The organism is Caulobacter sp. SRI_008 (assembly GCF_057586355.1).
On sequence record NZ_JBYCZS010000017.1, the window covers coordinates 129,825 to 140,806 of the forward strand.

11 protein-coding genes are annotated in these 10,982 nt (G+C 69.8%); 7 read left to right on the top strand and 4 right to left on the bottom strand.

Annotated elements, in window-relative coordinates; all coding sequences use genetic code 11:
• Positions 1–7 precede the first annotated feature (7 nt).
• The 4 genes from AC2YHT_RS16370 to AC2YHT_RS16385 form a co-directional block, all read right to left on the bottom strand.
• Positions 8–787: a DUF6683 family protein gene (locus AC2YHT_RS16370; RefSeq protein WP_487290843.1), complete on the bottom strand. Its 780-nt coding sequence runs from the start codon at positions 785–787 to the stop codon at positions 8–10.
• A 94-nt stretch (positions 788–881) separates the two neighbouring features.
• Positions 882–1,577 carry a hypothetical protein gene (locus AC2YHT_RS16375; protein ID WP_487290844.1) on the bottom strand — a complete coding sequence of 232 codons (696 nt, stop codon included), beginning with the start codon at positions 1,575–1,577 and terminating at the stop codon, positions 882–884.
• Between the two features lie 91 nt (positions 1,578–1,668).
• Positions 1,669–2,040, bottom strand: coding sequence for a FliO/MopB family protein (locus AC2YHT_RS16380; protein WP_487290845.1), 372 nt, complete (start codon positions 2,038–2,040; stop codon positions 1,669–1,671).
• Between the two features lie 12 nt (positions 2,041–2,052).
• Positions 2,053–3,183 carry an EscU/YscU/HrcU family type III secretion system export apparatus switch protein gene (locus AC2YHT_RS16385; RefSeq protein ID WP_487290846.1) on the bottom strand — a complete coding sequence of 377 codons (1,131 nt, stop codon included), beginning with the start codon at positions 3,181–3,183 and terminating at the stop codon, positions 2,053–2,055.
• 438 nt (positions 3,184–3,621) lie between these two features.
• On the opposite strand from AC2YHT_RS16385, the gene AC2YHT_RS16390 reads away from it, so the two are divergent.
• The 7 genes from AC2YHT_RS16390 to sctJ are packed head-to-tail and all read left to right on the top strand — an operon-like array spanning position 3,622 to position 10,816.
• Positions 3,622–4,146 (top strand): lytic transglycosylase domain-containing protein, encoded by a 525-nt coding sequence (locus tag AC2YHT_RS16390; protein ID WP_487290847.1) that lies wholly within the window; start codon positions 3,622–3,624, stop codon positions 4,144–4,146.
• Between the two features lie 10 nt (positions 4,147–4,156).
• The gene (locus tag AC2YHT_RS16395) at positions 4,157–6,184 is read left to right on the top strand and encodes an FHIPEP family type III secretion protein (protein WP_487290848.1); all 2,028 of its coding nucleotides are present in this window, start codon (positions 4,157–4,159) and stop codon (positions 6,182–6,184) included.
• A gap of 13 nt (positions 6,185–6,197) precedes the next feature.
• Positions 6,198–8,102 (top strand): type III secretion system outer membrane ring subunit SctC, encoded by a 1,905-nt coding sequence (gene sctC / locus AC2YHT_RS16400; RefSeq protein ID WP_487290849.1) that lies wholly within the window; start codon positions 6,198–6,200, stop codon positions 8,100–8,102.
• A 4-nt stretch (positions 8,103–8,106) separates the two neighbouring features.
• Entirely contained in the window at positions 8,107–9,285 is a 1,179-nt protein-coding gene (locus AC2YHT_RS16405; RefSeq protein WP_487290850.1) for a SctD/MshK family protein, read from the top strand.
• A 42-nt stretch (positions 9,286–9,327) separates the two neighbouring features.
• Complete coding sequence (locus tag AC2YHT_RS16410) at positions 9,328–9,633, top strand: hypothetical protein (RefSeq protein ID WP_487290851.1); 306 nt, start codon at positions 9,328–9,330, stop codon at positions 9,631–9,633.
• 27 nt (positions 9,634–9,660) lie between these two features.
• Positions 9,661–10,062 (top strand): hypothetical protein, encoded by a 402-nt coding sequence (locus tag AC2YHT_RS16415; RefSeq protein WP_487290852.1) that lies wholly within the window; start codon positions 9,661–9,663, stop codon positions 10,060–10,062.
• Positions 10,063–10,072: 10 nt separating this feature from the next.
• A complete protein-coding gene (gene sctJ, locus AC2YHT_RS16420) occupies positions 10,073–10,816 on the top strand; it encodes a type III secretion system inner membrane ring lipoprotein SctJ (RefSeq protein WP_110119746.1) in 744 nt (247 codons plus the stop codon).
• The last annotated feature ends 166 nt before the right edge of the window (positions 10,817–10,982 follow it).

Consider the following 10,982-nt stretch of genomic DNA (forward strand, 5'->3'; position numbering starts at 1 on the left):
GGCTCCTCTAGCGCCGCTGCACGAGGCCGCGGTCGGTCAGGGTCAGGGTGCGCAGGTCCACGCCCATCTCGGTCTTGAAGCGGGCCACGGCCGCGTCGCCCAACTGCTGCTGGGCGCGCTGGTCGCCGCGCTTCATGGCGTCGACATAGGCGGCCTGCTGGATCAGGAAGTTCAGCATCAGCACCTCGGAGAACTCCTGGCGCTGGCCCTCGTTGAGGTTGGAATAGGCCGGGTTGGCGGCGATCATCGGCCGGACCTGCTCGCGCACCGCCAGGGTCTGGGCGCGGTTGTTGTCGCCGCGGTTGGCCATCACCCAGTTCAGCACCCAGTAGGCGGCCAGGGCGTCGGCGCTGTCGCCGGGCCGCAGGCCGTCGGAGGCCACCAGCTGGCTCCAGTTACGCACCGGGTCGGTGCGGCGCATGGCGTCGGCCACCTGGCGGCCGCCGTCGGCGCCGGCCTGTTTGGCCATGAACTCGGAGAACTGCTTCTGCACCCGGGCGCTGACGGCCGGCGAGGCGCGATAGGTGGTCGGCGTGGTCCCGCGCGTCGCCGGGCGGGCGGTCGCCGCGGCGCCGGCCTGCGGGAACAGCGGCCTCGCGCCGGCCGCGACGCCGTTACGCCCCGGAGTTCCGCCGCCGCGCCCGAAGGCCCGGTCGTTGGACTGCAGGACGTTCTTGAACACCTGGGTGTTGAACTGCGGGGTGACCATGTCGAGCTGGGCGAAGGCCGGACCCTGAAGGCCCAGGCCGGCGGCGGCGACGATGGCGGCGAAAGTGCGAACTCGCATGCTGCGCTTCCTTTTTACCCCGGGGCTGACCCCTGAAACGTGAAGTCGCGGGCGCCCGTAAAGGCGCCCGCGTGCTCCACAACGCTTGGTCGTATTATTGTTTCCGGGCGATACCCGCGATGGCTTCGCCGATGGTCTTCAGCGAGGTGTTGAGGGCGTTGCTCATGATGTTCGCCTCCTGACCGTAGGCGGTCATCTTGGCGCTCATCTCGGTGACCTTCGACTCGTCCTTGTTGGACTTGGCGTTGTCGATCTCCTTGGCGATGTCGAGCATGTCGTTCATCTTGTTGTCGACCGCCGTGCCCAGCGCGATGGCCAGCTTCACCAGGAAGCTCTCGCCGCCGCCGGCCGCCGCCAGGGCGCTGGCGCCCTTGCCGCGCTTGGAGCCTTCGGCGTCCGAACCGGCCTGCAGCTCTTCCTGGGCGTTCTTCACGATCCAGTCCACCGCGTCGAAGGTGTCGCGCTGGGCCTGGCCGGCCTGGAAGTTGTCGAAGCCCGCGGCGTCGCTGAAGCCCTGGACGGCCTCGCTGATGTTCTGGGCCGCGCCGCCCGGATCGCCGGCGGCGCTATGGAAGGCCGCCTGGGCCAGGTCGATGGCGCCTTGCGGCAGGCCCAGCTGTTGGCCCAGCTGCTGCAGGACCTGGTCGCCCACCGCCGTCAGCACGCTCTTTAGAGCCGTGGTGACCAGCAGGGAGGCCCCGCCGGTGGCGACGCCCAGGGCGCCTTGCAGCGCGATGTTGGCGATGCTGCTGAACAGGTTGCCGCCGCCGCCGATACCCAGGAAAGACATGTGATGCTCCTTCGATTTCCGTCTGCTCGGAGGGCCTTGGGAGCGTCGCTCCGTCGCCCGGCAAATCGAGACAACCACCTCGCCGCGGCGGTCAGTAGTCGGGTCGTTCCCTAGCTAGGGTTTTCCCTATCAGCTGGCGCACCGCCGCCGCCGGACGGGCGGCGCGCAGGCGGGCCTCCTCGCCGGCGCGGGCCTCGGCGGCGATCTCCTCGGGCGTGCGGGCGCGGCGGTCCAGCACGGTGATCTGGCCGGCCGTCACCCCCAGCAGGAACACCTCGTCGCGATAGGCCACCAGGGTCAGCCGCTCGCGCTGGCCCACGGGCAGGGCGCGCAGATAGCGGATCTGGTCGTCGGTCGCGGGCCCCGCCTGCACCTGCTTGAGCAGCTTCAGCGAGAAGAAGGCCAGGCCCAGCACGATGCCCAGGGCCAGGGCGACGGTCAGCAGGTCGAGTACGGCGCTCACGGTTTCTCCAGGCTAGGGCAGGGGCGGGAAGGTGGGACCAGGCGGCGACTGGTCGCCCGGTGGATCTTGCGCGGCGGCCTGGGCCTGCTCGTCCTTCAGCCGGCGGGCCCAGAGGATCACCTCGGCGACGGCGGCGAACAGGTCCTGGGGGATGATGTCGTCGACGGCGGCCTTGTCGCGCAGGGCGCGGGCCAGTTCGACATTGCGGATGATCGGCACGCCCTGGTCTTCCGCCGCCTCGCGCATGGCCTGGGCGATCAGCCCCTCGCCCTTGCCCAGCAGCACCGGCACGGCGTGCTCGGCCGGGTCGTAGGCCAGGGCGCAGGCGATGTGGGTCGGGTTGACCACCAGCACCGAGGCGTCGCGCGCGGCCTGCACCGCGTTCTGCTGCGCCCATTCCTGGTGCAGCTGACGGCGTTGGGCCTTTACGTGCGGATCGCCCTCGGAATCCTTGGCTTCCTGGCGGATGTCGCGCCGGCTCATGCGCATCTTCTTGGTGAAGGAAAAGCGCTGGTAGGCCAGATCCAGCAGCGACGCGAAGACGAACAGCACCGCCGTGCCGGCCAGCAGCTGGAAGGTCAGGCCGCCATAGGCCGAAAGCGCCCCATCGGCCTCGCTGGCGGGCAGGGCCAGCAGCTTGTCGAACGTCATCGCCACGACGATCCAGGTGAACACGCCCAGCAGCAGGGTCTTGGCCAGCGACTTGGCCACCTCGAACAGGTTGTCGATGCTGAACATCCGCTTGAGCCCCTCGCCGGGGTTCATGTGCGACATCTTCGGGCTCATCTTCTCGAAGGTGAAGACCGGGCCGACCTGGCCGAACTCGGCCAGCATGCCCAGGATCGCCACGGGGATGAAGGTGACGGCCGTCAGGGCCACGAACACCTTGCCGCTGGCGGCCGCCGCGATCGGCCAGGCCTCGGCGAACGGCCGGTCCATGACCGCGAACACCTCGTCGAACAGGCCGCCCAGGCGGTCGAAGGCCCAGCCCGCGGTCATCGCCCCCAGCAGCACCCAGGCGCCGAGCACGATGGTCGAGGTCAGGTCCTTGCTCTTGGGAACGTCGCCCTTCTTGCGGGCGTCGGTCAGGCGCTTGTGCGTCGGTTTCTCTGTCTTGTCCCCGCCGTCGTTCTTTTCAGCCATAGCGTGTGTCTGTCGACGATCGTGACGAAACCAACCGGCGCCGAAGGACCGGCAAAGCCGACAAGCGCGCCAAAAATGGCCAAAACGAGGCGAGCTTAGCTATAGTAGTTGTTAAGCTGAGCCATAGAATATGATGCCTGGAAGGCAGTATACTGAGTATGAAAATTGTTTTAATTACGTGGTTGACAGGATTGATACACGAAAGCTAGCTTTTGAACGGGTAGTATGCACAGGCGGGGCGCTGCATAGAGGGACAGATTTATGCGCAAGTTCCGCGTAGTGGCGTCGAGCGTGTGTTTAGTCTTATTTTGTTCAAGTCCAGTGTTCGCATATGAATGCGTGACCGCTGACGGCTTGAAATTCAGCAGCGCCCTTCCGATCAACGAAAAGTTTTCCCTGGCGCGCATAGATTGCGTCGCTGAAACACAACCGACAGGGGTGTCGGAACAGCTCCGGCTCTATGATGGACCCCAACTGGCCGGCGCCGTGATCTCGGCTGGACGCATCGCGCCGGCGCCGGTCGTGCTGGTCCGGGGCGCCTCCGGATCCACCCTCTACGCGCCGCTGGTGGCCGCCGCCGGCCGCGACTTCGACATCGATCCCGACCTGCTGCGCGCCGTGATGCACGTGGAGTCCCGCGCCAATCCGGGGGCGATCTCGCCCAAGGGCGCCCGGGGGCTGATGCAGATCATGCCGGCCACGGCCAGGCGCTTCGGGGTGCGCGACCCGGCCGTCGAGCTGGGCGACCCGATGGTCAATATCCGCACCGGCGCGGCCTATCTGAAGACCCTGCAGGGCCAGTTCGGCAACGACCTGGAGCTGGTGCTGGCGGCCTACAACGCCGGCGAAGGCGCGGTCATGAAGTACGGCCGCAAGATCCCGCCCTATCGCGAGACGCAGGGCTACGTCTCCAGCGTCCTCGACCGCTATCGCGGCCTGGTCTCGGCGCGCGGCGGCTTCTGAGGACAGCCCGATGAGCGTCGAAACCTATCTCAAGCGCCTTCAGGGGCGGCCGCGCCAGGGCGTCGTCGCACGGTTCAGCGACCTGTTCCTGGTGGCGGGCGTCGTGGCCATCGTCGCCTTGATGATCCTGCCGATGCCGGCCCTGGCGCTCGACGCCCTGGTGGCGGTCAACATCTGCTTCGGCGTCATGCTGCTGCTGGTGGCGATCTACATCTCGACCATCGTCGAGTTCTCGGTGTTCCCCAGCCTTTTGCTGATCACCACGCTCTATCGCCTGGCCCTGTCGATCGCCACGACCCGGATGATCCTGATCGAGGGCCATGCCGGGCACATCATCGACACCTTCGGCAACATGGTCGCCGGCGGCAATCTGGTGGTCGGGCTGGTGGTGTTCCTGATCATCACCGTCGTGCAGTTCATCGTCATCGCCAAGGGCGCCGAGCGGGTGGCCGAGGTCGCCGCACGCTTCAGCCTAGACGCCATGCCGGGCAAGCAACTGTCGATCGACAGCGACCTGCGCTCGGGCATGATCGACAAGGACGAAGCCAAGCGCCGCCGGCGCGTGCTGGAGATGGAAAGCAAGCTCCACGGCAGCCTCGACGGCGCGATGAAGTTCGTCAAAGGCGACGCCATCGCCAGCATCATCATCGTGGTCATCAACCTGCTGGGCGGCCTGGCCATCGGCATGCTGCAGCAGGGCCTCGACTTCGGCTCGGCGATCCACAAGTACTCGATCCTGACCATCGGCGACGGCATGGTCACCCAGATCCCGGCCTTGCTCGGGGCCATGGCCGCCGGCCTGATCGTCACCCGCACCACCGACGAGGACAGCGAGACCCACCTGGGCGACGCCATGCGCCGGCAATTCTCGGCCAAGCCCCGGGTGTTCCTGGTGGCCGGCGGCATCTGCTGGCTGATGGCCCTGGTGCCCGGCTTCCCGGCGGTGATCTTCCTGCTGCTGGGCGGGGCGGCGATGATCACCGGCGCCCTGGTCGACGTCGACATGCGCGCCCGCCTGACCCGCAAGCTCGCGCCGGCCCGAGCCGCCGCCGACGAGGCCAAGGCCTCGCCCGCCGCCGCTCGCACCAAGATCCAGGAAGCCCAGCCGGTCGTGCCGCTGCTGCTCGAGCTCGACGGCGACAGTGTCCGCCGCCACGAGGGCGCGGTCCTGACCCGGGGCTTGGAGGAGGTGCTGGAGGAGTTCGAGCTGCGCCTGGGCGTGGCCCTTCCGCGCGCCTCGTTCCACTACGGCGAAGGCGCCAATGGTGAAGGGAAGGGGGCTCCCCGCTGGCGGCTGCTGGCCTTCGAGGCCCCGATCGGGGCCGGCGACCTGGCCCATCCCGCCGACCTCGCCGAGCTTCAGGACGCCGTCCGCCAGGCTTTGCGCCGCAACGCCGGCCTCTTCGTCGGCATTCAGGAGGCCAGCAACCTGCTGACCCGCGCCGGCGCCGACTATCCCGAGGTGGTCAAGGAAGCCGCCCGCGCCCTGCCTCTGGCCCGCATCGCCGAGGTCATGCGGCGCTTGGCCGAGGAAGAGGTGCCGCTGCGCAACCAGCGCGACATCCTCGAGGCCCTGGCCGACGCCGGCCAGCGCGAGAAGGATCCGTTCGCGCTCACCGAGTTCGCCCGGGTCGCCCTGCGCCGCCAGATCAGCCACCGCTACGCCCCCGACGGCGCTCTGAGCGCCGTGGTGCTGGAGCCGCCGCTTGAGCAACATCTGCGCGAGGCCATCCGCACCGGCGCGGGCGCCCAGCAGCTGGCTCTCGACCCCGACATGGCCCGCCGCGTCACCGATGCGATCCTGGCCAAGGTCGACGAGAGCGGGGCGGCCGTCGTCCTGGCCGCGATCGACCTGCGCCGCCACGTGCGCAAGCTGGTCGAGGCCCGCCGTTTCGACCTCGGTGTCCTGTCGTTCCACGAACTCCTGCCCACCCTGAAGCTCGACGTGGCCGGCCGCGTGGCCTTCCCGCGCGAGCCCCTCACCGTCGTGCCCAACGATCCCGAACCGCCGCCGCCGCCCGCTTCGGCGGCCGCCTGAACCCGGAGACAGAATGTCCCTTCAGAAGGATAGACCCAGCGTTCGCCGCGCCGCCCGGATGGGCGTTGCCGCGGCGGTCGCCGCCGCCCTGGCCGCCACCGCGCCACAGGTCCGCGCCGGCGAGGTTCCGCTGGGCGGCCGCACCATCGACCTGACCGCCCGCGAACAGCCGATCGCCCAGTTCCTGCAGAACTTCTACAATCAGGTCGGCGTGCCGGTGATCGTCTCCTCGCAGGTCGCGGGCACGATCAATGGCGTCTTCCGCGGCCCGGCCGCCAAGATCGACGCCGACATCTCCAAGGCCTTCGACCTCGTCACCTATTACGACGGCGGCGCGGCCTATGTTTACACCGCCGCCCAGCTCTCCAGCCGCAGCTTCCCGATCTCCGGCTCGGCCTCGCGCCGGGTCGACCGCGCCGCCCGGCAGCTTGGCCTGCTGGACGGCCGCAACACCCTGCGCGCCACGGGCGACATGCTGGTGGCCACCGGCTCCCCGCGCTTCCTCCAGCAGGTGGACGAGCTGGCGCGCGGCGGCGTGCAGGCCGAGGCGGCGTCGCCGACCCTGCAGTACCGGGTCTTCTACCTGCGCTACGGCTGGGCCGACGACGTGAACCTGACGGTGGGCGCCAAGCAGGTGACCATCCCGGGCGTGGCCTCGATCATCCGCTCGCTGGTCAGCTCCGAGACCAACGAGCGCTCCGGCGCGGCCGCCCGCAGCGAGACGGCGCTGCCCGCCGCCGTCCAGGGCCTGCGCGGCCAGGGCCTGGCCACGCTCGGCACGCCCAATCCCGGCGGTTCGTTCTACGGCGCCGAAGGGCAGGGCACGCTCGGCCAGCCGCTCGCCAACGAGCAGACCGGCGTCTACGCCCCGCCCAACCCCGTGCGGGTGCAGGCCGACAGCCGCCTCAACGCCATCATCGTCCGCGACGTCGCCGAGCGGATGTCGGCCTACGAGGAGCTGGTCCGCGCCCTCGACGTCGAGCCGCAGCTCCTTGAGGTCGAGGCGGCGATCATCGACATCGACACCACCAAGGCCCGGGACCTGGGGATCAACTGGCGGTTCGACGACGGCAGCGGCGGCGTTCAATTCGGCCGCGGTCCCAATGCGCCGGCCGGCCTGGAGGACACCAACCTCACCCGAGGCAACACCTCGCCCAAGCCCTACCAGGGCCTGATCGCCTCGACGATCATCGGGAACGGCGATTATTTCGCCGCCCGCCTCAACGCCCTGGAGACCGAGGGCGTCGCCCGCGTGGTCTCGCGGCCGCAGATCGTCACCCTGTCGAACGTCGAGGCGGTGTTCGAGAACAGCCGCGACTTCTACGTCCGCCTGGCCGGCGAGCGCGACGTCGACCTCTTCAACGTCACCGCCGGCACCACCCTGCGCGTCACCCCGCACGTCACACGCGACGCCGGCCAGACCCGCATCCGCATGCTGGTGACCATCGAGGACGGTTCGCTGACCAACGCCAGCGTCGACAACATCCCCGTGGTTCGCCGCGCGGCGCTCAACACCCAGGCCCTGATCGTCGAGGGCCAGAGCCTGCTGCTGGGCGGCATGACCGTGCAGTCCGACACCACCGGCTCTTCGAAGATCCCGGTGCTGGGTTCGATCCCGGTGCTGGGCAACCTCTTCAAGGTGCAGCAGCGTAGCAGCGGCCGCATCGAGCGGATGTTCCTGATCACCCCGCGCCTGGCCTCGATCGGCTCGCGATCGCCGTCGCCGGCGGGCGTGCGCTACGACGCGCCGGCCTCGGGCTTCGAGAACGCCCCGCTGCCCGCCGCGCCGGCCCTGCCGACCGACCGCAAGCCCGCCAAGGGCGCGCGGCGCGGACCCGCCCAGCCGCTGCCGCCGGCGCCGACTCCCGTGGCGGCGCAGCCCGACGGCACGATGAAACCCATCCCCAATCCGAGCTAGGCCCATGACCCATCAAGCCCTGCCGCCCGAAGACACCACCGAAGACCTGGCGAAGGTCAGCGCCGCGACCCTCGTCCTCAAGGTGCTGTCCGGCCGCGTCGCCGGCGCCCTGCTGCCGATGCCGCCGGGCGAGGCCGCCGAGCTTGGCCACGGCTTCGACGCCGACATCGTCCTGCGCGACGCCAGCGCCAAGGGCGTCCGCGTGCGGCTGACCGCCGGCGAGGAGGCCGCCGACATCGAGGTGCTGTCGGGCCAGGTCGAGATGCTCGGCCACCGGCTGGAGGCGCCGGCCCGCGCGGTGCTGCCCTGCTATGTGCCGCTGATCGTCGGCGACAACGCCTTGGCCCTGGGCGTCGAGGAAAGCCCCCGCTGGCGCGAGGCCGAGCGCCTGCTGAACGCCGCCGCGCCCGCCGAGGCCTCACCGGCCGAGGAAGAGGAGGGCGGCCTGTTCGAGGACGGCCGCAGCCTGCTGCGGCGCACGCTGGATCGCGGCGTGCGGGTCGTTGGCGCCACGCCGCATCTGGTGCCTGTGCTGGTGTTCGGCGCGGCCCTGGCCTGCGTCACCTACGCCGTCGCCAACGTGCCCCGCTTCGGCGGTCAGGAGGCCAGCCCCTCCAAGGTCCACGCCCTGCTGCGCCAGGAGGGCTACGGCGCCCTGGCCGTGCGGCCCGAGGAGAACGGCAAGCTGGTCATCGCCGGTGTGCTCAACCGCGACGCCGAGAAGGCCCGCCTGACCCGCCTGGTCAGCAATCGCGAACTGCCGGCCCGCGTCGAGGTCGTGACCAGCGAGAGCCTGGCCCAGAACGTCGAGGACGTCTTCCAGGCCAACGGCCTGGCCGCCACCGCCCGTCCCAACGGCCTGGCCCGCGTGCGGGTGCAGGTCACTGGGCCCGCCCAGGACGTGGCCAAGGTCGAGAAGATCGCCCTGCACGACGTCAAGGGCCTGCGCGCCCTCGACGTGGAGCGGGCCGCCGGCGGCGACCACCTGGGCCAGGTGTTCGACCAGGGCCCCGGCAAGCGCGTGGTGGCGGTGGTCGGCGGCGAGGCCGGCTACGTCGCCACCGCCGACGGCGCCCGCTACTTCACCGGCTCGATGCTGCCCACGGGCGACCGCATCGTCGGCGTCGAGAGCCAGGCCGTGCTGGTCGAGAAGGGCGGCGAGACCACCCGCCTGATGTTCTGAGAGCGAGCGCGAAAACCCCATAAGATCCAAGGAGAAGCGACGATGACCGACACCGTTTCGAACTACGCGACCATGTCCGTGGCCTCCGGCCTCCAGGGCTCCAACACCAAGAACCGCCCAGGCAGCTGGTTCGAGGCCATGGCCCACGCCTGGGGCCAGGTGCTCGACTCCCAGGCCGTGCGCATCACCGAGCTGTCCGACCAGGTCGGCACGGGCGGCGACGACAAGCCCTCGGTCATGGCCATGCTGACGGCCGAGAGCCTGCGCATGAACTTCATGGCCAATTCGGAAAGCACCTCGGTCGACAGCGTCGGCCGCGCCCTCGAAACCATGGCCCGCAAGAACTAAGCGGCCTCTTCAGCGGAGAGGACGCCCATGTCCTTCGACCCCGTATCGGCGGCCGCCCTGGCCGTCCCCCAGGAAGCATCGCCCCAGGTCACGCAGGTCGGCTACGGCGCCAGCCTGACCGACGCCGTCCAGTTCCAGAACGCCCTGCACACGGCCGGCGCGTCGGGTGTGTCCGGCCTGTCCGGCCCCGAGGCCCTGGCCCCGGCCATGAAGGGGATCTTCAACCAGCTGGAATTCGTCAACGGCCAGGCCTCGAACCTGGCCGCCCACGCCAAGGCGGCCGAGGCCAAGGGCGCGGCGATCACGCCCGGCGAGATGATCGGCCTGACCGTCCAGTGCCACGAGTTCATGTTCAACTGCCAACTGACCTCGAACATCGCCAACCGCACGTCCGACGGCCTGCAGCAGCTCTTCCGGCAGCAGTCCTAGGGAGGCGACGATGCGCAAGATCCTGCCGGCTTTGCTGGTCGCCACGGCCCTGGGCCTCACCGCCTGCGCGGAGAAGGAGCTCTACGGCGGGCTTTCCGAGCGCGAGGCCAACGAGATGGTCGCCGTGCTCCAGAACGCCAACGTCTCGGCCTCGAAGAGCAGCAAGGACGGCAAGGTCTGGGCGCTGAAGACCCGGGCCGAACAGTTCTCCTCGGCCGTGGCCGTGCTGCACGACCAGGGTTATCCGCGCGACAAGTTCGAGAGCCTGGGCGAGGTCTTCAAGAAGGAGGGCTTCGTCTCCTCGCCGATGGAGCAGCGGGCGCGGCTGATGTACGGCCTGTCGCAGGAGCTCAGCCAGACCATCTCGTCGATCGACGGCGTGGTGCAGGCCAGGGTGCACATCGCCGTGCCCGAGGCCGACCCGCTGGCCGAGCAGCAGAAGCCGTCCTCGGCCTCGGTGTTCATCCGCCACAACCCCGACGTCGATCTGTCCGGCCAGGTGGGGTCGATCAAGGCCCTGGTCACCAACTCCATCGAGGGGCTGCCCTACGACAAGGTGACGGTGGTGATGTTCCCGGCCAAGCCGGTGATGGCCGCCGCCCCGGTCTCGCCGATCAAGAGCTTCACCATGCCGGCCATCGCCATACTGGCGGCGATCGGCGGGGTGGGGGCCTATGTCGTCAGCCGCACCAGCCGCTTCCGTCCGCGCCGTAAGCTGCGGACCCTGGCCGAGCCGACGGGGCCCGCCGCATGAACGCCCGGGCCGATCGCGAACGGCTGGGCGCCCAGGCTCGGCTTCTCACGACCGTCGGCGCGCCGGAGAGCGTGGGGCCGCGCGCGGCGCGGCTGGGCCGTCGCCTGGCTGGCCGGCCCGAAACCGTCCTGGCCTTCGCCGACATCGCCGCCGCGCCCGACTGGGC

Excerpts from the sequence above, each read along its gene's own strand:
- AC2YHT_RS16370 (WP_487290843.1), bottom strand. The coding sequence starts at position 787 with ATGCGAGTTCGCACTTTCGCCGCCATCGTCGCCGCCGCCGGCCTGGGC.
- AC2YHT_RS16375 (WP_487290844.1), bottom strand. The coding sequence starts at position 1,577 with ATGTCTTTCCTGGGTATCGGCGGCGGCGGCAACCTGTTCAGCAGCATC.
- AC2YHT_RS16385 (WP_487290846.1), bottom strand. The coding sequence starts at position 3,183 with ATGGCTGAAAAGAACGACGGCGGGGACAAGACAGAGAAACCGACGCAC.
- AC2YHT_RS16395 (WP_487290848.1), top strand. The coding sequence starts at position 4,157 with ATGAGCGTCGAAACCTATCTCAAGCGCCTTCAGGGGCGGCCGCGCCAG.
- sctC (WP_487290849.1), top strand. The coding sequence starts at position 6,198 with ATGTCCCTTCAGAAGGATAGACCCAGCGTTCGCCGCGCCGCCCGGATG.
- AC2YHT_RS16405 (WP_487290850.1), top strand. The coding sequence starts at position 8,107 with ATGACCCATCAAGCCCTGCCGCCCGAAGACACCACCGAAGACCTGGCG.
- AC2YHT_RS16410 (WP_487290851.1), top strand. The coding sequence starts at position 9,328 with ATGACCGACACCGTTTCGAACTACGCGACCATGTCCGTGGCCTCCGGC.
- AC2YHT_RS16415 (WP_487290852.1), top strand. The coding sequence starts at position 9,661 with ATGTCCTTCGACCCCGTATCGGCGGCCGCCCTGGCCGTCCCCCAGGAA.
- sctJ (WP_110119746.1), top strand. The coding sequence starts at position 10,073 with ATGCGCAAGATCCTGCCGGCTTTGCTGGTCGCCACGGCCCTGGGCCTC.